The organism is Lentzea sp. NPDC036949 (assembly GCF_055608075.1).
This window is the reverse complement of sequence record NZ_JBVJRA010000006.1, coordinates 471,390-498,042: the sequence shown is the minus strand read 5'-3', so window position 1 is coordinate 498,042 and position 26,653 is coordinate 471,390. Positions and strand designations below refer to the sequence as shown.

The window sequence follows — 26,653 nt, the reverse complement described above, 5'->3', positions numbered from 1 at the left end:
TTCAGGAGGTTCGATGTCCAGACCGTCGTACGGGGTCGGAGAGCTCGATGCCGCCTCTTTGCAGCCTGACGAGATGGAACGCCTCTTCCGAGCGCCGATCATTGCAACGATCAGCACCGTCAGTCCAGCCGGGTACCCGCAGTCCAGCCCTGTCTGGATCAAGTACGACAACGGTCGGTTGCTGTTCTCCGCGGCCAGCAACCGGGTGAAGATCCGCCACCTGCGAGCGAACCCGAGGGTGAGCGTGATGGCGTTTGATCCCGAAAGCCCACGTAGCTACGTTCACGTGCAGGGCACGGTCACGATCACGCCCGACGGCGCGATGGAACTGATCGACGAACTGTCGCTCGCCTACTGCGGCAAGCCTTGGGCATCGCAGCGCGGCGAGGAGCGGGTAGTGGTGCGGGTGGAGCCCTCCAAGATATTCGTGCGGCGGTAAGTCTCATGATCGAAGCCGTGTTGTTCGACGTAGACGACACCCTGATCGACTACGGGAAAGCTGAACGCGACGGAATCACCGCTTACCTGCGGTCTTTGGCCGTGGCCTGCGATCTCGCCGCCGCGGTAGCGAGGTTCGGTGAGTTGCAGGGCTACTACTTCGATCGCTATCTCGCTGGCCTGATCGACTACGTCGGGCAGGCGACCGCCCTTGCGGCCGCGATGATCGATTGGCTGGAACTGTCCCCGCTGGACGATCCGTACGACTGGTTCTTGGGCTATCGCCGGCACTACGAAGCGTCGCTGACCCTGTTTCCTGATGTGCTCGACGGGTTGGCGGCACTGGGGGACATTCCGTTGGGCATCGTGACCAACAGCGACTCCGTGTACACCAGAGTCAAACTTCGCCGCACCGGACTGCTTGCGCGGTTTGATTGCATCGTCGGAGTGGACACCGCCGGCGTGTCGAAACCTCATCCTCGGATCTTTCAGAGCGCATGCGCGGAGATGGGGCATCTCCCTGCCGTCGTCGCCTACGTCGGCGACAAGAAGCTCAGCGATGCCCAGGCCGCGGACTCCGCAGGCCTGCACGGTGTGTGGCTGAACAGGTCCAATGACGGCGCCGGGGGCTTGACCGATCTCCGTCAGCTCGCAACTGCTCTCGGGCTGTGCCCCGATCGATCGCCATCACACCGCGCGACCGTGGCAGCAGGAGTCCGATCCGGAGTGATCGGTGCCGAGGTGGCTACCTGTGATGGATGACCCGTTCGACGCTCAGCAGGCTCAGGGCGTGTTGAAGGCGGCTTGTTCGACAATCGACCTGGACTCCGGCGACGCGGAGCTCATACGTCTCGGCGAAAACGCTGTGTTCTGGCTGCGATCACGTTCTGTCGTAGCACGGATCAGCCGCGGCAGTGCCCGCGTGGCCCAGGCGGACCGGGAAGTGCGATCGGCCCGGTGGCTCGCGCGGATGTCCGTTCCGGCTGTTCGGGCGCTCGATGTCGACCAACCCCTTTTCCTGGACGGGCACGTCGTCACGTTCTGGGAATCAGTGAGCACGGAGGTCGGCCGTGGCAGCCCTGCTGACCTGGCCGGTTTGCTGCGCGATCTCCACGCCCTGGAAGCACCTCCGGAACTTGATCTTCCAGTCGCCGACCCGTTTCGTCGTGCACGCACCTGCCTCGATCGCGCGAAAGCACTGAGCGAAGAGGACCTGTTGTTCGTCAACGGCCTCCTGAACGACCTGGCGGCCAGGTACGAGAACCTCTCGTTCGCCCTCCCTCAAGGCGTCGTGCACGGCGACGCGAACGTGTGGAACGTCTTCCTGGACCACCGTGGAGCACCTGTTCTGGGAGATCTCGACACCTTGGCTGTAGGACCACGGGAGTTGGATCTCATGCCCGTGGCCTTGTACCACCACCGACTCGGGTGGCACACCGCAGCCGAATATCGGGGTTTCGTCGGCGGATACGGATTCGACGTGAAGGACTGGGAGGGATGCGAGGTGCTGGCGGATGCGCTTGAGATCGAGCTGATCGCATGGCTTGCGCAGAACGCCCATCAGAGCCCCGCAACCTTGGCCGAGGTCGTCAACCGCATCGAGACGATCCGCACCGGAGCTTCCAGGCTCGGGTGGACCCCGTTCTTGTGAGCTCGGGAATTGCTTCGTGCTCTGCCAGGGCGTCCAGAGGTCAGCCGCAAATTGGAGCTGTAGACGATGGGGGAACCAGCCGTGGCCATCCGTCCCGAGCCGAGGAACGGCTCCAGGAGCTTTCGCGACTACCTGGAAGTGTTGGACGAGCTCGGTGATCTGCGCGAGATCGACTGGAAGGTCGACACGGACCTGGAGATCGGCGCGATCATCCGGCACAGCAGTGAGACGTGTGCTCCGGCGCCGTTGTTCACCAACATCCTGGGCCACGACGGGTACCGCGTGGCCGGCGCTCCTCTGGCCTACAGCTCTGATCCCGGTGCCAGGATGGCCAGAGTCGCGGTCGCGCTGGGGCTGGACCCGGCGACACCCGGTCCGCGCATCGTCGAAGAGCTCTCCGCCGCACTGCGCAACGATCCGATTGCCCCGGTCGTGGTGCAAGAGGCGCCCTGTCAGGAAAACGTCCTGCTCGGCGACGACGCGGACTTGACCGATCTGCCGGTTCCGCTGCTGCACGTCGGAGACGGTGGCCGATACATAAACACGCTGGGCATCTTCGTGCTGAACAGCCCTGACCGGAAGTGGACGAACTGGTCGGTCGCCCGCGCCATGCTGATCGACGGTCGGCGCATGACGGGTGTGGTCAGCGGGGACCAGCACAACAACGTCATCCGCCAGATGTGGCAGGAGCGAGGCGAGCCGATGCCGTTCGCACTCGTGCAGGGAGCACCGCCCGCGGCGTTGTTCGTGGGCGGGATGCCCCTGCCCGACGGCGTGAACGAGGCGGACTTCCTCGGTGGTTACTTCGGCGAGCCGATGAAGACCGTGCGGTGCAAGACGGTGGACGTCGACGTTCCCGCTTCCTCGGAGCTCGTCATCGAGGGCTACCTGGACATGGACGAGACCTGGCCGGAGGGACCGAGCGGTGAGTACCACGGCTATCTCGGCTCAGGTACTAAGTTGCGCCCGGTTTACCACATCACCGCGATCACTCATCGAAACGACCCGATCCTGCCGGTCGTCTGCGGCGGCAAACCCGTGGACGAGGACCACACCATCTGCGGACCCGCCATCGCCGCCGTCCTCCTGAACGAGCTGCGGTCAGCCGGACTGCCGATCACGTCCGCCTGGGTCGTTCCAGAAAGCGGATGCACCATGCTCGCGGTGTCGGTTGCACCGGACTGGCGGCAACGCACCAAGGCAACCTCGTCCGAGTTGGCGCGGCGCGTGCTGGAGGTGTGCAAGGCACCTGGCGCCGTTCACGCGGGCTGGTGGATCAACAGGCTGATGGTGCTGGACCAGGACATCGAGCTGTCCGACCACCGCGATCTGATGTGGGCCTGGGCAACCCGGTGCCACCCTGCCACCGGACGTCAGGTCGTCACCGACCAGCGGATCCCGGCGGGGGTCGTGTCCTACGACGACGCGGAACGCAAGGCCGCACGCGGCCCGGTCGAAGTGCTGGACTGTTTGACCCCTGCTGACCTACTTGCGTCGCGGAGCACCGCGTTCGCCGACAACTACCCGGTGGAGCTGCGTCACAAGGTCCTCGTCGACCTGTACGGCGACCGCCGGGCAGGCAACGGAGGTTCGCTCGCATGACCATGGGGGAGCTGAGTGTCAACGGGCAGCACCGTCGCCACCTGGACGAGCTTCATCGCGGCCGCGACCTGCCCGTGGTGGTCGGGATCAGCGGCGGCAGCGGGATGATCTACGGAATCCGTCTGCTCCAGGTCCTGCGAACGTTGGAGATACCGTCCCACCTGGTCATCTCCGTCGGTGCCCGGAAGGCGCTGCCCTACGAGTGCGACCTGTCGGTGCGTGAGATCGCCGCGCTTGCGGATGTCCACCACAGCCCCTCCGACATGGCAGCCGCGATTTCCAGTGGTTCGTTCCGCACCAGAGGCATGATCGTCGCTCCGTGCTCTGTGAAGTCGCTGGCGCAGATCGCCACCGGTGTGTGCGACACCTTGTTGACCAGGGCAGCCGAAGTCACGCTCAAGGAGCGTCGACGTCTGGTCCTGATGGTGCGGGAGACGCCTCTCACCTTGACGCATCTGCGGAACATGGCCACGGCCACTGAGAACGGTGCGATCATCGCGCCGACGGTGCCGGCCTTCTACACCCGCCCGCGGACGCTCGACGACGTCGTGGACCACACCGTGGGTCGTGTCCTGGATCTCTTCGACCTCGACACCGGAGCGTTTCCCCGCTGGGCATAGGGGAAACAGGCACTCAGCGGGGACTCAGGCCGCGCTGCGCGAACGCCGTCGTCGACCGCGGCACGAGCCGAGGAGCCGGCACCTCCACCGCACCCTCCACGTCCCCGCCGGCGATCACGTCGAGCATCAACCGCGCCACCCGCGCCCCGTACCCGGCCACGTCCCGGGCCAGTGCCGTGATCGCCGGCCGCATCACCTGGCACAGCTGCGAGTCGTCCCACGCCACGACCGAGAGGTCCGCGGGAACGGAGAGCCGCATCTCGTCGGCCACCGACATGCCCGCCACGGCCATGATGCTGTTGTCGTACAGGATCGCCGTCGGGCGAGTGGGGGAGCTGAGCAGCCGGCGGGTGGCCTGTGCGCCTTCCAGGCCGGTGTAGTCGGTGTGCACGACGTCGGCCGAGTCGAGGGTGCACGACGTGGCTGCCGTGTGGAACGCCTCGTCGCGGCGGCGGGTGTGGAGCAGGTCGGGGAGGCCGGCGATGCGGGCGATGCGGCGGTGGCCCAGGGCGGCCAGGTAGCCGACGGTGTCGGTGGCGGCTGCGGCGTCGTCGGCCCAGACGTGGGGGAGGGTGCCGGTGCCCGTGGGGCCGCCGACCACGACGGTGGGCAGGGCCAGTTCTTCCAGCAGGGGGATGCGGGGGTCGTCGGCGCGCAGGTCGACCACGATCACGCCGTCCACGCGGTGGCCGCCCCACCAGGACCGGTAGACGTCCAGCTCGGCGTCGGCGTTCGCCACCACCTGCATCATCAGCGCGTAGCCGGGGGCGGCCAGCACCGACTCGATGCCGCTGACGAGCTCCATGAAGAACGGTTCCACGCCCAGGGTCGTGGCGGGGCGGGGGAGTGCCAGACCGATCACGTTCGTGGTGCCGCCGGACAGGACGCGGGCCGCGCTGTTGCGGTGCCAGCCGATCTCGTCGGCAGCGCGCTGGACGCGCTGACGGGTGCGGTCGGAGACCCCAGGGCGGCCGTTGAGGGCGAACGACGCCGCGCTGATCGACACGCCCGCGCGGCGTGCGACGTCGGAGATCGTCGGCCGCTTCAACCCCGGACCTCCTCGTTGGCTGGTGATCTCAACCTAGCAGGTAGCTAAAGCGTTCGATGGACATAGCTGATGAACGCGTCTATCTTCGAGCAGACAAACAAATAAAGCGCTTTAGTCAATCGGCTCGCCGCCGCAGCCACCGCGCAGTCCCGCCCGAACGAGGTGCGGGGTCGACGAGGAGGAGAGCGAGTGCGACACACGAAGACAGCGCCGCAGCGTTTCGGCGCGGCATTGGTTGTTGTCCTGACCGCCCTGGCCACGGTGTCACCGCCGGCGCAGGCGTTCCCCAGGTCGTCACGGCAGCAGGTGATCGACTACCTGGGCTCGGTCACCGGCCGGTACGTCGTGTCCGGCCAGCACAACAAGGAGCCGGCGAGCAACCCCGGCCAGTACACCCAGCAGGTCAAGGACATCACCGGCCAGTACCCCGGACTGTGGGGTGGTGACCTGATGTTCCGGCCTGAGGACGTGGCGAACCGGCAGCGGGTGGTCGACCAGGCGAAGGTCGAGTGGGCCAACGGGTCCCTGGTCGCCCTGACCTGGCACGTGTGCACGCCCACCGGCCCGAGCACCTGCCAGTTCGACGGCGGGGTGAAGACGCAGATCGGCCAGAGCCAGTTCACCGAGGTGGTCACCAGCGGCACCGCGCTCAACAACGCCTGGAAGCGCCGCCTGGACGAGGTCGTGCCCTACCTGCAGCAGCTCAAGAACGCGGGTGTGCCGGTCCTGTTCCGGCCGCTGCACGAGATGAACGAGGCCTGGAACTGGTGGGGCAACCGGCCGGGACCGGAGGGCAGCGCGAAGCTCTACAAGATCACCCGCGACCACCTGGTGGGCAAGGGGCTCGACAACCTCATCTGGGTGTGGAACGTCCAGGACAACCCCGCCGGCAACTGGGCCGCGTACTACCCCGGCGCGCAGTACGTGGACGTCGTGTCCCTCGACGTCTGGTACAAGGGCCTGCCCAGTTCCGGTGACTACCAGCAGGTCCAGAACATCGCCGCCGGCAAGCCGATCGCCCTCGCCGAGACCGGGAAGGCGCCGAGCGCGGCGTTCCTGGACGCCCAGACCCGGTGGAGCTACTTCATGATCTGGTCGGAGCACCTGCGCGGCAACAACACGGCGGCGGAGGTCCAGACCGCCTACTTCCACCCGCGCACGCTGAACCAGGGCGAGTTCACGATCCCGGGCGCGTAGCGCCGGCGGGTGCTGCCGGTGCGCTCCACGACGCCGGCTCCGGCGGCGACGCGGGCCAGGAGGTCCTGGCCCGCGTCACGACCGTGCGGTCAGAGGCGTTGCAGGGTGTAGGTCCCGCTACCCGCCTTGTTCACCAGCACCACGCCGTACCAGCCGGTGGTCGGCGGGGTGAACGTGATGGTCTCCACCGCGCCGGGACCGCCGATCGCGGCACCGGCGGCGACACTGGTGCGGCTGCGGACGTAGGTGGCGGACTGGCCGGCCACCGAACCGACGAGGAACAGCTCCGCGTCCTGCGAGGCGCTGCCCGGCGTGACCTTGATGGTCACCGGCACGCCCGCGGTGAGGCTGGTGTCGCGCACCGCCACGACCTTGGTGCTGGACATGGCGATGGACTGCGCGGACGCCGCGGGCAACGTGGTCGAGCCCTGGGCCAGCTCCAGGCTGTAGCCGCCGGTGCCGGAGGAGGCGTTGACGCGCGGGTAGAAGTCGCCGAGCGGCGTCGTCCCCGAGTTGGAGTTGATCGCCACGAAGTCCACGACACCGGCGGCCAGGCTCGCGCCCTTCTGCACGGTCTGGGCCTTGTCGTCGTACACGCGCAGGTCGTAGTCGGCGCCCGCCGGTGAGCGCAGGGCCACCACGGACCACGCATTGGTGGTGGTGTTGAAGGAGAAGTTGTGCGGCACCGGGGTCGGCCGGGACACCGCGGTGTTGTTGGCCAGCGGGTCGCGGAAGGTGTAGTCGATGGTGTTCTGGTAGAGGGACGCGAGGCCGCCGTTGGCCGCGGTGTTGAAGCCGTCGGCGGTGCGGTGGGCCCAGAACTCGGCGAACGTGTTGGACTTGTGGTTCAGGAACGTCGTCCAGATGTTGCCGGGGTTGCGGCCGCTCTCGGCCAGCCGGTCCCACGGTGCCTCGTCGGTGCTGTCGGACAGGTCGATCAGCGCGCCGGCGACGCGGCCCTCCACGGTGTCGCCGTTCTCCCACGGGAAGCTGCCCCACCACGGGTTCCAGGTCGAGCCCCAGGTGGCGCTCTCCAGGTCGATCCAGTTGCCGTCCGCCCAGTTCCACACCGGGTCGTTGTAGACCTGCACGGGGGTCCACTCGGCGAAGCCCTCGACCCAGGCCAGGCCCGCGGTGCCGTGGGTGTGGACGCCGTGCGGGCCACCGGCGCCGGGCACCGGGCTGAACTCGTAGACGTCGTCCATCACCGAGTGCGTGGCCTCGTGCACGGTGACGTCGCGGGAGTTCGGGTCGTTGGCCATCAGGTGGATCTGCCGGGTGGGCGGGTCGTAGTAGGTGCCGGTGACCGAGTCCCAGCGCCAGTTCACGACCACCCGCGGGCAGGTCGCGCCGCCGGCGTCGTTGGCGTCCCAGCAGGCGCCCGGCTTCCAGTTCCAGAAGTCGTTGATGGCGTCGTAGGCCTGCACACCGCGCTGGTGCAGCGGGTCACCGGGCTGGAGCTGGCCGAAGTTGTGCGTGGTGCCCGTGGCGAGGTTGGCCGCGACCGGGCTGTCGTAGGAGTAGACGGTGCCGGTGCCGGTCTCCTGCACCCGCCACATGTTGTTCTCGGCGACGAACCGGACGTAGATGTCCTGGCCGCCGTTGGCGACACCGCCGTCGGTGTCGGTGTTGTCGAAGCAGACGGAGTAGTTGCCCGCGCCGTCGGTGGCGACCACGCCGAGCAGGTCGTGGGCGTCGTTGACGTCGCGGTCCCACACCTGCACCCCGTAGTTGGGGGAGCTGCGGACGACGGCGAGGTTGTCGGTGTAGGCCCAGCCGCCGGTGACGCAGGCCGTTCCGGCCAGCGCGGTGGTCCCCTCGACCTGAGCGGTGGGCCTGGCGGGGGTGGTGGCGGCGGGGCGGTGGGTCAGCTGCGGGGCGACGCGACCGGCGGTGACCACGGCCGGTGCGGTGGTGGTGTGCGCGGAGCCCGCCATGCCGGGGGAGGACTTGCCGCCGCGGTCGGCGACGGTGAGGTACACGTGGTCGGCGGGGATCGGGGAGTGCTCGTCACCGGCGGACACCGCGCGCACCGCGATGTCGGCGGGACCGGCCGCGGTGGCCCTGACCCGGCCGGTGAACCGCTGGGTGCCGCCCGCGGCCAACGCCGTGCCACCCTCGGCGCGGCGCACCCCGCCGCGGTCGGCGGGCGTGGCCGGGGTGACCTGGCGGCTGCCGAGGCCCGCGGGCACCTGTTCCCATTCAAGGCCCGCCGGCAGGTCCACCTCGACGCGCACGTCGGGGCGGGCGAACTGGGCGGCGACCTCCACGGTCAGCACCGCGGACTCGCCCACGGCGGGCAGGGCGGCGAGCCCGGCCGAGACGGACACGCAGCTGCGCCACTGGTGCCGGTCGGAGACGTGCGGGTTCGGTCTCAGCGCGCAGGCCTCGGGTCCTCGCGCGGCGTGCGCTCCCGGCGGGGCGCCGGTGACCAGGCCGCTCGCGGTGAGCACGACCAGTGCGGTCACCCACCGGGCACGCGCCTTCGCTGCAGACATCGCTCACCACTCCTCGGGTGTCGAAAAAGGCTTGGAAGCACAACGATCGCCGCGCGACGCCGGACCGGACAGGCCCACTGCCCCCGCGGAAGGGGTGGACCACTGCGGGAGGTCGCCGAAAAATCCGCGCGGGAGATCACCGGCGCCATTACCGTTGTGGCGGGCGGAAGGGGGAGCGTGGCCGGTTCGCAGCTGGTGGGACGGGAGCGCGAACTCGCTGCGGCGGCGGAGGTCCTCGCACGGGCGCAGGAGCGCACCGCGCGGTTGCTGCTGTCCGGCGAGGCGGGGATCGGCAAGAGCGCGCTGTGGGAGCGGGTGCTGGCCGACGCGGCGGAGCGCGGCTGCACGGTCCTGTCGTGCCGTCCGGTCGAGTCGGAGGCCCAGCTGGCGTTCGGCGGTCTGGTCGACCTGTTCGACCGCTTGCCGGACAGCGCTTTCACGCTTCTGCCGCAACCACAGCGCACCGCGCTGGAGGTGGCGCTGCTGCGCCGCCAGGCCGGCGAGGGCGCGGGTGACCAGCGTGCGGTGTGCCTGGCCGCGCTCAACGTCGTCCGCTCGCTGGCCGCCACCGCACCGCTCGTGCTGGCCGTGGACGACGTGCAGTGGCTGGACGAGTCCAGCGGCCGGGTGCTCGCGTACGTGGTGCGCCGGTTGGCCGGGGAACGCGTGGCGGTCGTGGTGTCCGTGCGCGACGGGGACGGCGGTGCCGCGCCGCTCGGGCTGGCCGGGCAGGACCACCTGGTGCACCTGCGGCTGAGCGGGTTGAGCATCGGCGCGCTGCACCGGTTGGTGCGCGGTGCGGTCGGTGCGCCGCTGCCCCGGCCCACGCTCGTCCGCCTCCAGCGGGCCAGCGGCGGCAACCCGTTCTACGCGCTGGAGCTCGCCGGTGTGCTGGACGACGGTGGTGCGCCAGGACTTCCGCTGCCGACCCCGCGCGCGTTGGGTGAGCTGCTCACCGACCGGATGGTCGCGCTGCCCGCCCACAGCAGGGAGGCCCTGCTCTACGCCTCGGCGCTGGCGCAGCCCACCGTCGACCTGGTCGCCCGCGCCATGGGCGACGCCGAGTCGGCGGACGAGGCGCTGGCCGACGCGGAGGACCACGGTGTGGTGGAGGTGCTGGCGGGCGCCGTCCGGTTCACGCACCCGCTGCTGCGGTCCGCCGTCTACTCGGCCGCGCCGAACGGGCGCCGCCGCCGGGTGCACCGGCGGCTCGCGGAGGTGCTGGACGACCCGGAGACCCGCGCCCTGCACCTGGCGTTCGGGGCGAGCGGCCCCGCTCCCGAGGTGGCCGACGCCCTGGGCGAGGCCGCGCACCTGGCCCAGCAGCGCGGTGCGCTCGAGAACGCGGCCCGGCTGTGGGAGCTGGCGGCCGGTCACGTCACCGAACCGGAACGCAGGGCCGGGCTGCGGGTCGCCGCCGCGCAGTGCCTGTTCTCCGCGGGGGACGCGCAACGGGCCCGAGAGCTGTTCGAGGCGGCGGTGGCCGATCTGCCCGTCGGCCCGCACCGCGCAGTGGCGTTGCTGGAGCTCGCGGTCGCGGTGTTCTTCGGCGGCGGCCCGGTGGAGGCGACCGCGCTCAGCGATGAGGCGCTGGCCTGCGCGGGGGACAACCCGGTGCTGCGCGCGACGACGTACCTGCGCCGGTCGTTGTTCTGCCAGAACGACACCGCCGAGCGCTACCGCAACACCCACCAGGCGCTCGACGAGATCACCGGCCACGAGGCGGAGGCGCCCGACGACCTGGTGGCGTGCATCCTCGTCAGCAGCGCCTACTACAAGCTGCTCGCCGGACTGGGCCTGCACCACGACTACCTGCGGCGGGCCGCGGAGCTGGTCTCGCCGACGGCCCAGAACCGGGACGCGCGGGCGGCCCGCAGCCTGCTGCGCGTGGTCGCCAAGTACACCGACCCGGTGCGCGGGCGGCAGGAGTTCGCCGGTTCGCGCCGCGCCTCGCTGGACCGGGGCGACGAGGCGATCGCCGTGCACGAGCTGGTGCACCTGGCCGAGCTGGACGTCTGGCTGGGTGACTGGTCACTGGCCGCCGCGGAGGCAGCGGAAGCCGTCGACGCCGCCGAGCAGACCGGGCAACGACCGTGGGTCGCCTACGCCCTCTACACCCGCGCCCTCGTCGACGCCCACCGCGGCGACCACGACGAGGCCTGGGAGGCGGCGACGGAGGGGCTGCGCATCGCCACCGACCTCGACGACTCGTGGGTCACCGTGCACCTGCGGGCCGTGCTGGGCTTCACCGAGCTGTCCCGGCACGAACCGGCGGCGGCCAGGGAGCACCTGCTCGCCGCGCTGGAGCTGTGCGCGGCGGTCGGGCTGGGCGACTTCCCGCTCAGCTCCCTGTACAGCGACCTGGTGGAGGTGAGCGCGGAGCTGGGGCTGGTCGCGGAGGCCGAGGCGCTGCTCGCGGACCTGGAGCTGCGCCGCGACCGCGCGCCCCGCCCGTGGGTCACCGCGGTGGCCGCCCGATCCGCCGCCGTGGTGCGGATGGCGCGCGGGGACCTCGCGGGCGCGCAGGAGGCGGCGGAGGCAGCGCCGGAGCTGCCGATGCCCTTCGAACGCGCCCGCGCCGACCTCGTGCGCGGCCGGATCATGAGGCGCCGCAAGGAGAAGCTCCTGGCGCGGGAGCTGCTGCTGGCCGCCAGGCAGGAGTTCGAACGGCTGGGCGCACGCCGGTGGGCGGCCGAGGCCGACACGGAGCTGAGCCGGCTGGGGTTGCGCCGCGACGACGAGCACGGCCTGACCGCGACCGAGCTGCACATCGCCCGGCTCGTGGCCGGCGGGCTGAGCAACCGCGAGGCGGCCGCGGCGGCGTACGTGACGACCAAGACCGTCGAGGCGCACCTGAGCCGGATCTACCGCAAGACCGGTGTGCGCACCCGGCGCGAGCTGAGCCGGTTGGGGTTCCTGCGGGAGCCGCGGGACTGACTGTGGGGTCGTTCCCCGATTCCCGCGGGGGTGTCCCCGCCGCAGGCTTGACCGCATGACGACGGAGCCGGCGGGTCAGCTGTTCCTGGTGGAGTGCTACCTGCCCGGCGCGGCCGCGGAGGAGGTCGCCGCGGCGATGTGCTCCGTGGTGGCCGCTGGTAGGGGAACCACGGCATTCGTCTGCTGCCTGGCGATACCGGGCGACGACACCTATTTCGGCCTCTTCGGCGGCGGCACGCCGGACCACCTGGAGCTGACCTTCCGCAGGGCCGGGGTGCCCTTCGAGCGGATCGTCGAGGCGACGCGGGTCGGTCTGGACGCGGCCGGGGAGGCGTTCGCAGGACAGGGGGAACGATGCGCGACCAGGAGAGCCTGACGGTCCCGATCGGGCTGGACCGCGGTACCGGCAGGCCGTTGCAGGAACAGCTGGCCGACCAGCTCGCCGCGGCGGTCGACCGGGGTCAGCTGGCCAGCGGCCACCGGCTGCCGTCCACCCGGACGCTCTCCGAGCGGCTGGACGTCTCGCGCGGCGTGGCGCTGGCGGCCTACGAGATCCTCTACTCGCGCGGCTACCTGGAGAGCCGCCGCGGTTCGGGCACCTACGTCGCGGGCCGCACGGCCGCCGTGCGCACGCTGCCCGCGCCGAAGGCCGGTGCCGAGCTGGTCGACTGCACGCCGGGTCAGGCCACCCGCGACGACTTCCCGCTGGCCGCGTGGCGTGCGGCGTGGCGGCACGCGAGCTTCCAGCCGCCGCTGACGTGCGACCTGCCCGCCGGTGGGCTGCCGGAGCTGCGCCAGGCGGTGGTCGAGCACCTGCGCCGCACGCGCGGCCTGGTGGCGGACGACCACGAGGTGCTGATCACCACCGGTGTGCCGCAGGGCGTGCAGCACGTGCTGGCCGCCTTGGCCGGTCGCGGACGCGTCGCGGTGCAGGACCCGGCACCGCCCGCGCTGGGGCAGGCGGTCGAGTACGCGGGGGCCACGGCCGTGGCGCTGCCCGCGGACCGGGACGGCCAGTGGACCGGTGTGGTGCCGCCGTCCTGCACGGCCGTCGTGGTCTCACCTGACGGGCAGGTGCCCGCGGGCGCGGTGCTGCCCGCGTTGCGCCGCGGCCAGCTGGCCGACTGGGCCCGGCGCGAGGACGGGTACGTGGTGGCGGTGGCGGTGGACCACATCGCGCCGTCCGCGGCACCGCTGCCGAGGCTGCTGCACCTGGCCGGCCCGCGGGTCGTGGTGGTGGGCGACTTCCGCACGGTCTTCGACCCGTCGCTGCACGTCGGTTACGTGCTGGTGCACCGCAGCCGCGCCGACGAGGTGACGCGCAGCGTGCGCCGCGGCCACGACCAGCCCTCCGCCGTGGCGCAGTCCGCCATGGCGCACCTGCTGGCCGAGGGGCACGTGACGCGCAGGCTGCGGCGGCTGGAGCGGTCGTTCGCCCGCAAGGACGTCCTGGTGCGCGCGGCTCTCGCGCCCCTGCGGCTCGCGGCACCGGGTGTGCCGGGCGTGGTCGTGGTGCACCTGCCCGACCACGTCCGCGCCGCGCAGGTGCAGGCCGAGCTGCGCCTGCGCGGCGTGGTGGTGCCGGTGCTGGCGGCCTACCACCTGCCCGGCCGCCCGGCGGGCAACGCACTGGTGTTCGGGCACGGGCACCTGTCCGACCGGGCGCTGCGCACGGCACTGGACGCGCTCACCACCGTGCTGCGCGCCGACCACGCCGTCACCGACCGGGCGTGCGGCCTGTAGTGCGGGCCGCTCGACGACTCCCGCGCAGTCCGCGCGGCGAACGCAGGAAGAACGAAGGGGAGGGGTTCTCATGAACGTCCGCAAAGCAGTTCTGGCGGCCGCACTGGCCTTGGCCGCGGCATTCGCGGTCACCGCGGGACCGGCGGCAGCGGTGACCGGTGCCGACCCGGTGGCGCAGCAGGACGCCGAGCGCGAGGGCGGTGGCGGCGAGGGCGGTGGCAGCGCCTGAGACGAGCAGGCACGGCGCCGTTCCCCTCTGCGGAGGGGGACGGCGCCGTGCCGTGTCAGGACTTGCTGTCGTCATCGCCGCCGCGGCGCAGCTCCCTGCGGGCGTCCGAGATGGACCTGGCCAGCTTCGGCAGTCGGCTCGCGCCGAACAGCAGCACCACGACGAGCAGCACGAGCAGGATCTCCGTCATGCCCAGTGGCACGGCACACTCCTTTCAGGACAGTGCGACGGTGTCGGTGTGGACCAGGCGGGTGGCGGCGGTGCCGCCGTTGCCGTCGCGGTGGACCTCGAACTCCTCGACGGCCAGCCGCAGCGCCCCGGCCCCGGTGGGCAGCGTGACCGTGCCGGTCCAGGTGTGGACGCCGCTGTCGTTGACCGGGGTGGAGATCGTGGTGGCGAAGCCGCCGCCGGCGGGCTGCCAGCGCAGCACCGGGTCGGTCACGCCGTCGAGCTGCCGCTCCACGGTCACCCTGACCTCGTTGGGACGGCCCGAGTGGGTGAGCGAGGGACCGGGACCGGTCACCTGCACGGTCCGGGTGGAGCCGCTGCCGGTGACCACGACCGCCCGGTCCGGTGCGAGCTGGGTGAAGTCCGCGGTCGCCACCGCGGACAGGTGGTGGCCGGGGATCGAGCTGGGCTGGTAGCGGGCCAACGCCAGGCGCACGAACGGGAAGTAGCTCTTCAGCGGGTCGTCACCGGTGCGGGTGATGCGGATGTCGCAGAACCACAGCCCGCGCGCCGAGTCGTAGGCCACGTCGTACGCGGCGAACTTCAGCTGGGTGTCCGGGAACTCCGGCACCGCCATGCCCGTGCCGTAGATCGCGGCCTGCGGGAACGAGCTCGCGGTCACGTCGTCGGGCATCACGGTCGAGTGCATCGCCGCGTCGGCGCCCCAGGCCGTGACGACGTTGCGCAGGTGCTCCGGTGCGTCGTTGACCGTGTCCGGCCACATGAGCACGGCGAGCTTCTCCCCGTCACCGCTGGAGAACCACGGCCGCTCCAGGTACACCCGCAGCCCGCCGCCGCGCCGCACGCTCTGGCCCGGCGCCGGGTTCTCCCAGCGGAAGACCGGCAGGACCTGGCGGATCCTGGGCGCGGCCGGACGGGCGGTGCTGGGGATGTTCTGCTCCAGCACCGCAGGCGCGCTGCGCGTGTCCGGGCGGACGAACGACACCTCCAGCGTGCGGCCCGTGGTGAGGCTGCCGCCGTTGGTGCGCCGGAACGTGCCGGTGGCCGCGTCGGTGACCACGTAGTCGCCGGACGCGTGCTCCGGGCTGCTCCCCGGCGGGGCCTGCCGGTACTGCCGGTGCGTGTCCCTGTCGGCCACGACCAGGTGGGCGGGGTCGACCGGCACGCCGAGGGTGTGCTGCGTGCCGCTGAAGGCGATCTCCCTGCGTTCGCGGAAGAACTCGCTGAAGCAGGTCACCGCCCGCGCCTCGTACCGCACGCGGCGGTGCTTGGTGTCGCCGAACTCGTGCCGTGCCTGGAACTCCAGGGTCTCCGTCGCCGGCGCCGGCCCGTGCACCTGGCTGACCGGCACGGTGATCGGCGCGGCCCGGAACGCGCGGTCGAGCACCGGTTCCGTGACGCCGTCGTCCACCGGCATCCGCCAGCTTCCGGCGAACTCCACGCTGCTGGTGCTCTTGCGGCTGACCTGCACGGACGGGCCGAGCACCACGTGCGTCGAGCCGGCCTGCCCCTCGACCGGCCGCCGAGCGGTGACGGAGCCGATGCCCGGTACGGCGAGCGGGGTGCGCACGGCGTGCGTCAGGGTCAGCGACCTGGCCGGGGTGAACATCCAGTGCCGTCCGCCGACGACCGACTGCCGCAGCGCGGTCACGTTGACCTGGTTGCCGGGGTGGGCGGCGTTCCACTCGGCAGCGCCCTGCTCGACCAGCGGCCACAGCGCCATCAGGTCCAGGTCGGCCGCGTCGAACTGGGCGGAGAGCTGGAGCCGGTAGCTGTCGCCCGGCATGAGCCGCACGGTCAGCACGCGGTCGGTCCCGTTCCACGACCAGCCCGCCGTGCCCTGCTGGAGGCGGATGCGGAAACCCTTGGCGTTCGGCCACGTCGCCGGGTCGGCCGCGGTGATCGTCGTGGACGTGGTGGCGCCGGGCAGTCCGCGCACGAGGATGCGCCGCGCCAGCGGTTCCGGCAGGTGGGGAACGGGCAGCTGGTCGGTGTCGTAGTACCAGTGCCGGTCAGCGGGTGCCGGCAGGGTGCGCGCCGAGGCGTGCTGCTCCAGCGCGGCGGCGTCCCGTGCGGCCAGGTCGGCGTAGGCGACGGCGTCCACCGGCCGGCCGGTGGTGGTCCGGTCGAGCATGCCGTGCTGCTCGGCGACCTGGACGGTGGTGCGCGGCGGCAGCACGTGCCGGTCGGCGGTGCCGACGTTCGTGTCGCTACCGGTGTTGCCGCGCAGCACCATCACCTCCAGCGACTCGGCCGCACCCGGCACCGACCGCAGCAGCACCTCGGGAGCGGAGACCGGTTCGAACCGGCGGAACGTCTCCGCCGCGGTGCTCAGCGCCGAGTCGGTGAGCGCGTCGGCCTGCTCGGTGGTCAGCGAGTTGCCGGCGATGTCCACCGCCCGCGCCCGCAGCCGGTAGCGGCGCCCGAACCGCAGCCGCGGCAGCGCACGGGCACCGAACGTGGTGCGGAACGGGAAGTCCGGGTCGGCTGACCCGCTGCCGTCGGCGAGCCCGTTGTCGCCGGCCAGCGACTTGCCGGGCCGGCCGACGGCGAGGCTCCAGCCCGCCCAGTGCACCAGCGACTCCTGCAGGTACAGGTCCTCGTCGCCGCCGGCACCGGAGGTCGTGGGCGCGGTCTGCGCGGCCGTCTCCTCCAGCACCTTCACGTTCTCGTCACCGCTGCGCACGAACACGTACGCGCCGTCGCGCCACATCAGGGAGAACCACTGGCCGGCGGTCTCGTCGCGCACGTCCCACCGGTAGCCGCGCACGACGTCGTCGGCGGTGAGCTCGACGTCGTCGGTGATCTTGTCACCGCCGGAGGTGAACGCCGCGTCGTTGACCTGCCGGCCGCGTTCGACCTTCTGCGCCAGCCGGACCGCCCGCGACAGTCGGCCCACCGAGAAGCCGGCCGTGCGCAACGCCGGCAGCGCGTGCTCGTCCGGTGTGGTCGCACTGCGCTTGACCACCTGCCCGCCGCGCTCGACCCGCAGCCGGGTGACCGTGTCGGCGAACTGCCGCACGGCCAGCGCCGCGGCGTCGGGGTCGACCTGCACCACGGCGAACCGGTCGGTCTCGCCGACCCGCAGCAGCCCGTCGCGCAGGTCGCTGTCGGTGTCGAGCGGACTCGCGGCGAACACGTGCCGCGCGCCCTTGCCGATCCGGCAGCGCATCAGCGGCCGCACGTGCACCTCGGACTCGCTGCCCAGCAACGGTTTCAGGTCGGTGACCACCCGGACACCGGTGACCCGCTCGTTGCCGCGCACCAGGTTCAGCACGGCCGGATCGGCCGACTCGAAGTCGAGGACCAGTCCCAGCAGCCGCTGGAGGTGGTGGTGCTCGCGGGTCATCGCGACGGCCTGGTGGAAGTCCAGCTTCGGCGCGGCCAGCGGCGGCAGGTCGCCGGTCACCGGCGCGCGCCTGCGGTGGAACCGCTCGGCCTGCAGGAACGTCAGCGCGACACCGTCGGCGGTCGAGGCGTCGCCCGGCCGGAACGGCACCGCCCACCGCGCGGGGTCCTGCGGGTCGAGGCTGAACAGGGCCTCCAGCCGGTCGCGCAGCCGTTGCTTGCGGTCCAGGCCGGGTCCGGAGTGGTCGCCGTCGAACTCGAACCCGACGGCACCGAACGCGTCGCTCGCGGTGAGCTCGTCGAGCGTCGGGAACTCCTCGGGGAACCGCGCGCCGAACCGCCCGTAGCGCTGGTGCACGAAGTCGCGCACGTGCTGGGTGGGGTAGGAGCGGATGCGCCGGCGGGCGAACCGGGTCAGCGCGTGCCCTTGGACGTGCGAGGTGGGCGTGAACAACGCGGTCCAGTGCCGGCTCACCGGTGTGGACACGCGTCTGGCCGTGGCGCGCACGGGTCTGCCGCTCTGGTCGAGGACACCGGGGAACTCCAGCTGGAACGCCGCCGCGGCCACCCTGGCGGGCCAGTCGGTCCAGTCGGGGAAGGCGCTCAGCTGCGCGGAGCCGGCCGTGGGCAGCAGCCGCGGCGCGACGTGCACGGAGAACCGGACGAGGTCCAGGCCGGCGGTGACCCCGCCGGGCAGGACGGTCCAGGTGATGGTCTGCTTGCTCATGATCAGGCTCCGACGGGGGCGAACGCGGCGCAGTACCCGGCCCAGTCCTGCTGGGTGAAGGCGGCGCCGAACGGGTGGGCCGGCAGCTCGGGTGCGGCGGCGAGGGCCGCGCGCCGGGCCGACGGTGCGGGCGTCTTGGCGAACTCGCGGCGGGTGCGGACGGTGAACGTCTCGCTGAACAGCCACAGCTCGATGGACACGGTGATGCTCGCCTCGCCGACGAGCACCGAGCTGCCGTCGGCCTTCTCCTGGTAGGTGAGGCCGAGGTAGAACTCGACCGACACGGACACCAGGCCGAGGAACCGCAGGCTGCCGCGCATCCGCAGGTAGGCAGCGAGACCGGCCTGCTGGCGCACGACCTCGGTGCCGTTCTCGACGACCTCGACCTTCTCCAGCAGGTACGAGATGCCGCCGAGGGCCTCGATGCCGCCGCTGGCGACGCCCAGGTCGAGCGCCAGCGCCGCGCCGAAGACGAAGCCGACCTCCAGCCGTTCCAGGCCGTCGGCCCCGAGCGCCACCCCGGCGTAGCCGCCGCCGGTGAACCCGAAGATGCGCAACGAGAACGGCCGTTCGCGGGTGTTCAGGTCGAAGTTCACCCGCACCGCGCTGCCGTCGAACGGGATGGCCACGGCGGCGTGCACCGTCAGCTCGCTGATCTGCAGCACTCCCAGCGGGATCGTCGGCACCGCGAACCGCAGTCCCGCCTCGACGCCACCGGTGCCCGCGGTGATCTCCAGCTTGCTGCCCAGGAACGAGCACAGCTCGGCCAGTTCCTCGACGTACTTGAAGGCGTTGTGGAAGCTGACTTCGCGCAGCCCGCAGTCCACGGCCGTCTTGCTGCCGCTGCCAGAGGAGTACCGCAGGAAGTCGAACTCCAGCGAGATGATCCGCCGCGGCCCGGTGGTGCCGAACAGGTGCAGGGCGAAGTCGCGCAGCTCGGCGTTGACGCGGTAGCCGGACTCGACGCCCGCGTCGACCGGGTGCGTGTAGACGGCGAGGACGGTGAGCGGGTCGGTCGTCCCCAGCGGCTCGAACACCGGCAGCGCCTTGGGTCCCGCCTCGATCTTCGGCGTCCAGAGCATGGTCCACTCGTGGGCGCCGATGTCGTCGCGCAGCCGGTGGCTCATCCTGGGGGCGTTGTCCGGAATGGACGCCGGCGGTGAGGTGAGCGCGGGCAGCAGGTCCTTGACGGGAACGCCGCCGAGCACCTTGGCCTTGGTGACGTCACCGAACATCTTCGCCGGGTCGTACACCTCCTTGGCCGCGTCGACCGGCACGACGGTGACCGGACCGTTCTTGGCGGACATGGCTTTGATGTCACCGCTCGGCGTCGCCATGCCACCGGTGGCGGCGGCCGAGAACGCGAGCGGTGTCTGCGGCGCTGCCGGGTGCAGCGCGAGGTAGACCCCGCCGGGGTTGTTCGTGGAGTGGTCGATCCCGTTGACGAGGTAGGCCTCGGCGTACTCGAACGGTGTCGCCCCCACCGCCCCGCCGGTCAGCGCGGCGACCTCCGGCAACCGCACCACGGCCCGTTCCAGCACGGGGTGGAACGGAACCTGGCCGGTCGTCTTCGCGGAGCCGAACACGATCCGGTCCACGTTGCTCGCGGTGCTGCCGGCCGGGTAGGTGCCGCGGTGCGCCAGCGCGACCTTGTGCCCGCCCGTCTCCGCGGTCCGCAGGGCGAGGACCTCGGTGGTGGTGCGGGTGTTGTAGGCGGTGTGGATCGCGTCGAGCAGGTCGTCCGCGTTCTGCGAAGTGGTCGTGGAGTCCGGCACGAACAGCACCGGCACGGTGAAGTCGACCTCCTGCCCGTCGTGGTCGACGCCGCGCAGGTGGAAGGGGAGCGGCGTCGTCGATGCCGACGCTGCCTTCGGGATGAACGAGGTGGCGATCCGACCGCCGGCGAAGTCCTGCGGTGTGGCCAGCGGCGGGGTGATGCGCGTGAGGACCTCGATCGCGGCGAACGGCACCTCGCGCCCGCGCCGTGCGAGCGTGGTGTCGGCCCAGTAGGTGCGTCTCGTCTGCTGCACGACGATGTGCTGGGTCCGGTGCAGGTAGGCGTACCACGGTCCGGGCGTGCCGTCGGGGTTGGGCCTGCGCCCGAACCGGCGTTCCGCGACGTCGACCAGCGAGGCGCGATGTCCGTACGGGAACAGGAATCCCGCGTTCTCGGTGCGCACCAGGTGGTCACGTCCGAGACTGGCTTTGTGCTGCCACCCTCGGAGCTGCAACGAGCTCGTGGACGGGTAGCTCCACGTCCCCTCGGCTTCGAAGGTCGCGCCGAGGCTGCTCAACGCCACCCCGGTGGCCTCGACGGGCTTGGGCAGGGACGGGTCCAGCCCGGTGCGCAGCGTCGGATCGGCGCTCAGGCGGACGAGCGCGAACCGCTGCCTCGGCCCGAGCACGTGCAGGACGTCGTCGGCTTCGGGCACTGACGACGGAGTGCGCACCCACGACGCCATCTGCGGGTCCGCGAGCCAGATCGCCCGCAGCGCACGGGCCTCGGCGTTCTCCTGGCCGGTCCTGGCCGCGAGCCGGGTGTGCCACAGCTCGGTCCACCCGTTGCGCGTCACCGGTCCCGCGGAGTGCCGCCACCCCTGGTTCTCGTCGGGGGACAGCAGGACCCGCCACGGCATCTCCAGCGCCGTCTCGGTGTCGATCGGCGCCACGAGCGCGGACGCGGTCTGCGTGGCGGTGGCGGTCGCGGTCAGCCGCGGCGTGAACGCGGCCCACGCCAGCAGGGCGTCCACCGTCGTGGCCATCGGCAGGGCGGAGGTGATGTCGAAGGCCAGCCGGCTCGGTCCGGCGACCCTGGTGGCGAGCGGCAGGTCGCCACTGGTCAGCGGAGCGGCGAGCTGCTTCTCCAGCACGGCCTGCGGCGGGAAGTGCACCACCATGAACGCACTGCCCGCGGCGACCTTGTGCAGCTCCGTCCCGTTCGCCGCCAGGTCGGCGTTGAACAGGTCGATCCTGAGGTTGAGGGCGTCCTCGCGGCGCCTCAGGTGCAGCGTGCGGGTGGCGGTGGCGGTGAGTGCGACGTCCGCCGTCGTCTCGCCGGGTCCTGTCCCGCCGGCCCTCGCGACCGCCAGCACCAGACCGCCCGCACCCGTCAGGTACAGGAACCGGCGGCGGCTGACGGTCTTGTCCTCGTCGTGCGCCGGCCGTTCGTCATCGCTCATCGCTCGTCCTCACCGGGTCGTGGAAGTGCGTTCCAGCCTCGGGTGAGGTCGTGCGGGGCGGCAGGTCCACTACCGGTCGAGCTGTGCTGGGCCACTGCCCGCGGCGGTCGGGCTAGGGCTGCGCCAGTTCCTCCAGCGCCTTCTCGACCTCCAGCGACGGGTCGGCGATCCGCGCCGCCCGCAGCGCGCCCGCGAGCACGGTCATGAGCATCTCCGTGACCTGGTCGACGTCGAACGCGTGCTCGCTCAGCAGGTGGTCGCGTGCAAGCTGGTCGGCCGCCGTCGTGTACATCCGCATCACGGCCCTGACCGCCGGTCGTGCGAAGTCCAGTCCCAGGTTCTCGCACAGCTTCCGGTTGCCGTCGTCGCGCACGCGGTCGAACGACTCCTCGACGCCCCACGGCTGCAGCAAGAGGTTCAGCGCCAGGTCGCGGTGGGCGGCCAGGTATGTCAGGTGCGCCTTGTGGGACTGGCGGATCCGCCTGCCCAGCGGCACGGCCGGGTCGCTGACGTGCAGGTTGAGCACCTCGGCCCCGATGGCGCACAGCACCTCGCCGTAGAGGCCCTGCTTGCTGCCGAAGTGGTGGAACACCAACCCGTGCGCGACGCCGGCCGCCCGTGCGATGTCGGCGGCCTTGACGTCGTCGTAGCCCGAGGTCATGAACAGCTCACGTGCGGCGGCCAGGACCTTCTCCCTGGTGGCGGCGGCGGAGGCGGCGCGGGTCATGGGCTCCACGCTAACAGCTCGTTGACTCGAAGTCAGTGAGACGGTATTCATTGATTACAAGTCACTGACTTTCAATCAACGGAGGGTGTCATGGCGAAGACCTTGATCATCGGAGCGACCGGCACCGTGGGCGGCCTCGTCCTGGAAGAGGCCGTGCGCCGCAACGTGGACGTGCGTGCGTTGGTGCGCAACAAGGAACGGGCGAACCTGCCCGGCACCGTGGAGGTCGTGCAGGGCGACCTGGCCGACCGGGAGTCCGTCGCGGCGGCGCTGAAGGGCGTCGACTCGGCGTTCTACGTGTCGCCGCACGAGACCAACGAGGTCGAGATCGCCACGATCTTCGGTGAGGAGGCCCAGCGCGCGGGTGCCCGCCTGGCGTTCGGCGGCTTCCACGTCGAGGACGACGAGGCGCGTGCGGCGGCGAGCCGTGCCATCCCGGCCTACGGGCCGAAGCTGGCGCTCGCGGCGTTCCTGGCGAGCACCGACACCCAGCCCGCCCTGTTCAGCCTCACCAACTTCGACCAGAACGACGAGGTCTTCCGCGCGGACATCGAGGCGGGCGTGTTCCCGACGCCGCTGCACCCCGGCGGGGTCAACCGGATCGACCTGCGCGACGCCGCCGAGGTGATCACGAACGCGCTCACCGACCCCGGTTTCGAGGCAGGCGCCTACCAGTTGCTGGGGCCGGAGTCGCTGAACGGCGAGCAGAGCGCGCGGATCTGGGCGGAGGCGCTCGGCCGCGAGGTCGTCTACACCGGTGCCGACCCCGAGTGGCGCAAGGCGTTCGAACGCAGGCTCTCCGGCCAGAAGCTCGTGGACTGGATCCGCAGCTTCGAGCTGCTCAGCGCGGCGCCGATCGGGACCGACCCCGTCGAGGTCGAGACCATGACCAGGCTGCTCGGCCGTGCCCCGCGCACGCTGCGCGACTACGTGCGCGACTCGGTGAACCGCTGATGGCCGCGTCAGTGCGGGGTTCGGGGGCGTTGTGTTCGGGGGCGTTGTGAAGATCGGTTTCACGTTGCCGCAGGCGGGCGGGGTGGCCTGGCAGGCGCCGCGGGTGGCCGAGTTCGCCCGCACGGCCGAGGGGCTGGGAGCGGACAGCCTCTGGGTGATCGACCGGTTGCTGTCGCCGGTCAACCCCACGACCGGTCACAACGGGGCCGAGAGCTTCCCGGACGAGTTCCGTGCCGTCCTGGACCCGTTCGTGCTGCTGAGCGTTGCCGCCACGGCCACGGAACGCGTGCTCATCGGCAGCAACGTCCTCAACGCCCCGTGGTACCCGCCCGCGCTGCTCGGCCGCGTGCTGACCTCGCTCGACGTGCTCAGCGGCGGCCGGCTCGTGCCCGGCCTGGGGATCGGCTGGTCGCCGGAGGAGTTCGAGGCGGTGAACGTCCCGATGTCCGAACGCGGCACCCGCCTCGACGAGACCCTCGACGTGCTGGAGCAGCTGTGGACCGCCGACCCGGCCGAGTACCGGGGGAGGCACTGGACGCTGCCCGCGACCCGTGCCGCGCTGAAACCGGTGCGCCGCCCGCCGATCTACCTGGCGGCGTTCGCGCCCGCCTCGATGCGCCGGGTGGCCCTGCGCGGTGACGGGTGGCTGCCCGCGCTGGTGCCTCCCCGCACCACCGACGTCGAGGCGGCGGTGAACCGCCCGCTGGCGGCGATCCGCGGCATGGCGGCCGAGGCGGGCCGCGACCCGGCCGAGCTGGACGTGATCCTGCGGATCTACCCGTCGGTCCGCTCCGCCACCGCGGTGGCCGACGTGGCCGCGTTGATCAGGCGGGTGGAGGCGGAGACCGAGGTCCGGCACGTGCTGGTGGACCTGATGTACCTCGCCGACGACGTCGACCACGTGCTGGAGCTGGTCGAGTCGGTGCTGGAGAACGGCCGCTGAGCGCGGACGGACCCGCCCGACGATCGCCGGTACCCGCACCGGTCAGAAGGCGCTGCTGGACACAGTTTCCAACGCGAACGGTCAGCCGACCGGGTTCAGCTACGACCAGGCTGGAAACCCGACCGGTGTGAGGCCACCCGCGCTGATGGGGCGGTACAACCTGATCAGCAAACGGGCTCGATGACGAATGGAGATCATCCCGACATGAAGGTGTCCAGTCGACGGAACCGCGTGTTCGCCGTGCTCGGCTTGCTGCTGGCCGGGGCGCTGGCAGGTGTGGCGGGCTCTTTTCTGGAAGAGGCGACCGGCCAGTTCTGGCTGCGTTACCTGCCGATGGTCGTGGTCGTCGTCGTCGCCGTGATCGCGATGTTCCGCGCGGGACTGATTCCGCCGAAGAAGTGACCTGACGAGTTGGTGGAGGCGCAGTCCGGCGAGCAGTGTGTTTGGCAGGACTTGGTGCAGCAGGCCAAGATTCACCGTGCACGTTCACCACACCGTCGTCGACTCACCGGTCGGGCCGCTGACCCTGGTCGGCGAGGGCTCGGCCCTGATCGGCCTCTACTTCGACGGCCACCTGCGACCTCCGCGCCTCGGCGACCTCGGTGACGCCGACCCCTCGGCGTTCGACGAGCCCCGCCGGCAGCTCGACCAGTACTTCGCCGGGCAGCGGCGGAGCTTCGACCTCGAACTGGCGCCCCGGGGCTCGGCGTTCGAACGGAGCGTGTGGGCGCTGCTGACGTCGATCCCGTACGGCCAGACCCGGACCTACGGCCAGTTGGCCGCCGAGCTCGGCGATCCGGGCGCCGCTCAGGCGGTGGGCAACGCCAACGGGTGGAACCCGATCAGCATCATCGTGCCCTGTCACCGCGTGGTCGGCGCCCGCGGCAGCCTCACCGGCTACGCGGGCGGGCTGAGCCGCAAGCGCTACCTGCTCGACCTCGAAGAACCTCCACCGGAGCAGGACGGCCGCCTGTTCTGAAGGCCGGTGGTGACCGCGGCCGACAGTAGCAAGGGCTCGCCAGGGCAGCGGCCAGGCCAGTCAGCGGGCACGGGGTGCGGCAACTGGCCGGTGCGGCAGGGCGATACGGCCGACTCCGGTGTCCCGGTAACCCGGATGGGCCTTGCTTTATCGCTCAAGAAGAGCGAACCCTGTGGTCCGCGCTCGCTTTCTCCGCCAGCAGCACCACAACAGCGAGAGCTGCCGCGATGCACGCCTTCACCGCCGCCATCGGTCGACCACGACAGGAGAGCAGCACATGCGCCGGAGAAAGAGCGGTCTCGCGATCATGGCGGCGGCGGTGGCAGCCGCCATGACGGCCGTGATCATCACGAACCCCGTGTCCGTCCAGGCGGTCGACGCGCCGGCGTGCGCGGTCGGGTACCAGGTCGACCAGTGGAGCAACGGCTTCGTCGCCCAGGTCAAGGTGACCAACAACAGCGCCCCGATCGACGGTTGGACGCTGACCTGGACCTTCGCCGGCGACCAGCGCGTCACCTCCGGGTGGAGCGCCGACGTCACGCAGTCCGGCAAGGTCGTGACCGCGCGGAACCAGGCGTTCAACCGCGGCATCGCGACCGGGGCGTCCGTCCAGTTCGGATTCCAGGGGACCTTCCAGGGCGTCAACGAAACACCGGTGGACTTCACCCTGAACGGCGTGCGGTGCAACGACACCAACCCACCGACGACGACAACGACAACTACGACCACGACCACGACGACCACCTCGCAGGAACCGCCCCCTGGGTGCCCGAGCGGCGCGTTCTGCGACGGCTTCGAGAACCAGACGGGGACGACGCCGGCCGGTGACTGGTCGCTGACGTTCCCGAACTGCCAGGGAACCGGCACCGCGACCGTCGACAGCTCGACCGCGCGCAGCGGCGGCAAGTCGATCCGCGTCAACGGCCGCGCCGGCTACTGCAACCACGTGTTCCTCGCGACGCCCAGGAAGACGACCGGATCCAGCCTGTACACCCGGTTCTACGTGCGGCACACCACCGCGCTGCCGGAGGCGCACGTGACGTTCGCGGCGATGAAGGACACCGCCGACGGCGGCAAGGACCTGCGCATGGGCGGCCAGAACCGCGCCCTGCAGTGGAACCGCGAGTCCGACGACGCCACGTTGCCGGAGCAGAGCCCCAACGGGGTCGCCCAGAGCACCCCGCTGGCGGTGGACCGGTGGACCTGCGTGGAGTTCGGGATCACCGGCTCGGAACTGCGGACCTGGGTCAACGGCACCGAGGTGCCGGGTCTGCGCGTGGACGGTGTGTCCACTCCGGACGTCGACGCGCAGTGGTTGCGCCGCAGCGGGTGGAAGCCCGCACTGACCGATCTGCGGCTCGGCTGGGAGAGCTACGGCAGCGGTGACGACACGCTGTGGTTCGACGACGTCGTGATGGCGGCGTCGCGGGTCGGCTGCTCCTAGGTCCTCCACACGGCCGGCACGATCGGGACCCGTCGTGCCGGCCGCCCGCGACCTCGGCCAGGACTCGGCCATCGCCGAATCGTAAATCGACTAATCACCGCGCTGAATTTCTCCGCAATTCGACACAATCGAACGACATTCGACTTGACTGTGTGTTACGCCACTGTTAGGACTGATTCTGGGAGCGCTCCCAATCACCT

Annotated in this window: 21 protein-coding genes; 15 read left to right on the top strand and 6 right to left on the bottom strand. The window is 71.2% G+C overall.

The annotated features are described in order from the left end of the window. Nucleotides 1–13: 13 nt before the first annotated feature. The 5 genes from ACZ7CD_RS20200 (at nt 14) to ACZ7CD_RS20180 (ending at nt 4,311) form a co-directional block, all read left to right on the top strand. Complete coding sequence (locus ACZ7CD_RS20200; protein ID WP_470379466.1) at nt 14–439, top strand: PPOX class F420-dependent oxidoreductase; 426 nt, start codon at nt 14–16, stop codon at nt 437–439. A 5-nt stretch (nt 440–444) separates the two neighbouring features. After that, complete coding sequence (locus tag ACZ7CD_RS20195; protein ID WP_470379465.1) at nt 445–1,200, top strand: HAD family hydrolase; 756 nt, start codon at nt 445–447, stop codon at nt 1,198–1,200. Next, nucleotides 1,193–2,089: a phosphotransferase gene (locus ACZ7CD_RS20190; RefSeq protein ID WP_470379464.1), complete on the top strand. Its 897-nt coding sequence runs from the start codon at nt 1,193–1,195 to the stop codon at nt 2,087–2,089. The genes ACZ7CD_RS20195 and ACZ7CD_RS20190 overlap by 8 nt, the downstream gene beginning before the upstream one ends. A gap of 66 nt (nt 2,090–2,155) precedes the next feature. Further along, complete coding sequence (locus tag ACZ7CD_RS20185) at nt 2,156–3,691, top strand: UbiD family decarboxylase (protein WP_470379463.1); 1,536 nt, start codon at nt 2,156–2,158, stop codon at nt 3,689–3,691. After that, nucleotides 3,688–4,311 carry a UbiX family flavin prenyltransferase gene (locus ACZ7CD_RS20180; RefSeq protein ID WP_360393361.1) on the top strand — a complete coding sequence of 208 codons (624 nt, stop codon included), beginning with the start codon at nt 3,688–3,690 and terminating at the stop codon, nt 4,309–4,311. Before ACZ7CD_RS20185 ends, ACZ7CD_RS20180 begins: the two co-directional genes overlap by 4 nt. Nucleotides 4,312–4,324: 13 nt before the next feature. On the opposite strand, the gene ACZ7CD_RS20175 is transcribed toward ACZ7CD_RS20180, so the two are convergent. After that, nucleotides 4,325–5,359 carry a LacI family DNA-binding transcriptional regulator gene (locus ACZ7CD_RS20175; RefSeq protein ID WP_360393363.1) on the bottom strand — a complete coding sequence of 345 codons (1,035 nt, stop codon included), beginning with the start codon at nt 5,357–5,359 and terminating at the stop codon, nt 4,325–4,327. A gap of 189 nt (nt 5,360–5,548) precedes the next feature. Here ACZ7CD_RS20175 and ACZ7CD_RS20170 point away from each other — a divergent pair, with 189 nt between their 5' ends. Then, nucleotides 5,549–6,556: a glycosyl hydrolase gene (locus ACZ7CD_RS20170; RefSeq protein WP_360393365.1), complete on the top strand. Its 1,008-nt coding sequence runs from the start codon at nt 5,549–5,551 to the stop codon at nt 6,554–6,556. 89 nt (nt 6,557–6,645) lie between these two features. Here the strand turns inward: ACZ7CD_RS20170 and ACZ7CD_RS20165 are convergent, their stop codons facing one another. Continuing rightward, nucleotides 6,646–9,054 (bottom strand): hypothetical protein, encoded by a 2,409-nt coding sequence (locus ACZ7CD_RS20165; RefSeq protein WP_470379462.1) that lies wholly within the window; start codon nt 9,052–9,054, stop codon nt 6,646–6,648. Between the two features lie 177 nt (nt 9,055–9,231). Here ACZ7CD_RS20165 and ACZ7CD_RS20160 point away from each other — a divergent pair, with 177 nt between their 5' ends. The 4 genes from ACZ7CD_RS20160 to ACZ7CD_RS20145 all read left to right on the top strand — a co-directional run bounded on the left by ACZ7CD_RS20160 (nt 9,232) and on the right by ACZ7CD_RS20145 (nt 13,963). After that, nucleotides 9,232–11,991 (top strand): ATP-binding protein, encoded by a 2,760-nt coding sequence (locus tag ACZ7CD_RS20160; RefSeq protein ID WP_470379461.1) that lies wholly within the window; start codon nt 9,232–9,234, stop codon nt 11,989–11,991. A 55-nt stretch (nt 11,992–12,046) separates the two neighbouring features. After that, a complete protein-coding gene (locus ACZ7CD_RS20155; protein ID WP_360393374.1) occupies nt 12,047–12,367 on the top strand; it encodes a hypothetical protein in 321 nt (106 codons plus the stop codon). Then, entirely contained in the window at nt 12,346–13,734 is a 1,389-nt protein-coding gene (locus ACZ7CD_RS20150; protein WP_360393377.1) for an aminotransferase-like domain-containing protein, read from the top strand. Before ACZ7CD_RS20155 ends, ACZ7CD_RS20150 begins: the two co-directional genes overlap by 22 nt. 70 nt (nt 13,735–13,804) lie before the next feature. Then, nucleotides 13,805–13,963, top strand: coding sequence for a hypothetical protein (locus tag ACZ7CD_RS20145; RefSeq protein ID WP_360393379.1), 159 nt, complete (start codon nt 13,805–13,807; stop codon nt 13,961–13,963). Nucleotides 13,964–14,018: 55 nt separating this feature from the next. On the opposite strand, the gene ACZ7CD_RS20140 is transcribed toward ACZ7CD_RS20145, so the two are convergent. The 4 genes from ACZ7CD_RS20140 to ACZ7CD_RS20125 form a co-directional block, all read right to left on the bottom strand. Then, nucleotides 14,019–14,165: a twin-arginine translocase TatA/TatE family subunit gene (locus tag ACZ7CD_RS20140; RefSeq protein ID WP_360393382.1), complete on the bottom strand. Its 147-nt coding sequence runs from the start codon at nt 14,163–14,165 to the stop codon at nt 14,019–14,021. 12 nt (nt 14,166–14,177) lie between these two features. Then, the gene (locus tag ACZ7CD_RS20135; protein WP_470379460.1) at nt 14,178–18,227 is read right to left on the bottom strand and encodes a hypothetical protein; all 4,050 of its coding nucleotides are present in this window, start codon (nt 18,225–18,227) and stop codon (nt 14,178–14,180) included. Between the two features lie 2 nt (nt 18,228–18,229). Next, nucleotides 18,230–21,406 carry a hypothetical protein gene (locus ACZ7CD_RS20130; RefSeq protein ID WP_470379459.1) on the bottom strand — a complete coding sequence of 1,059 codons (3,177 nt, stop codon included), beginning with the start codon at nt 21,404–21,406 and terminating at the stop codon, nt 18,230–18,232. Nucleotides 21,407–21,518: 112 nt separating this feature from the next. Next, nucleotides 21,519–22,133 (bottom strand): TetR/AcrR family transcriptional regulator, encoded by a 615-nt coding sequence (locus ACZ7CD_RS20125; protein WP_360393390.1) that lies wholly within the window; start codon nt 22,131–22,133, stop codon nt 21,519–21,521. A 90-nt stretch (nt 22,134–22,223) separates the two neighbouring features. On the opposite strand from ACZ7CD_RS20125, the gene ACZ7CD_RS20120 reads away from it, so the two are divergent. The 5 genes from ACZ7CD_RS20120 to ACZ7CD_RS20100 all read left to right on the top strand — a co-directional run bounded on the left by ACZ7CD_RS20120 (nt 22,224) and on the right by ACZ7CD_RS20100 (nt 26,453). After that, entirely contained in the window at nt 22,224–23,087 is an 864-nt protein-coding gene (locus ACZ7CD_RS20120; RefSeq protein ID WP_470379458.1) for an NmrA family NAD(P)-binding protein, read from the top strand. Nucleotides 23,088–23,133: 46 nt separating this feature from the next. Further along, the gene (locus ACZ7CD_RS20115) at nt 23,134–24,030 is read left to right on the top strand and encodes a TIGR03619 family F420-dependent LLM class oxidoreductase (protein ID WP_360393395.1); all 897 of its coding nucleotides are present in this window, start codon (nt 23,134–23,136) and stop codon (nt 24,028–24,030) included. Nucleotides 24,031–24,261: 231 nt separating this feature from the next. Continuing rightward, a complete protein-coding gene (locus tag ACZ7CD_RS20110) occupies nt 24,262–24,432 on the top strand; it encodes a hypothetical protein (RefSeq protein ID WP_470373479.1) in 171 nt (56 codons plus the stop codon). A gap of 76 nt (nt 24,433–24,508) precedes the next feature. Beyond that, nucleotides 24,509–25,009, top strand: a complete 501-nt coding sequence (locus tag ACZ7CD_RS20105) for a methylated-DNA--[protein]-cysteine S-methyltransferase (protein ID WP_360393400.1) — start codon at nt 24,509–24,511, stop codon at nt 25,007–25,009. Nucleotides 25,010–25,286: 277 nt separating this feature from the next. Next, nucleotides 25,287–26,453, top strand: a complete 1,167-nt coding sequence (locus ACZ7CD_RS20100) for a cellulose-binding domain-containing protein (protein ID WP_470379457.1) — start codon at nt 25,287–25,289, stop codon at nt 26,451–26,453. Nucleotides 26,454–26,653 lie beyond the last annotated feature (200 nt).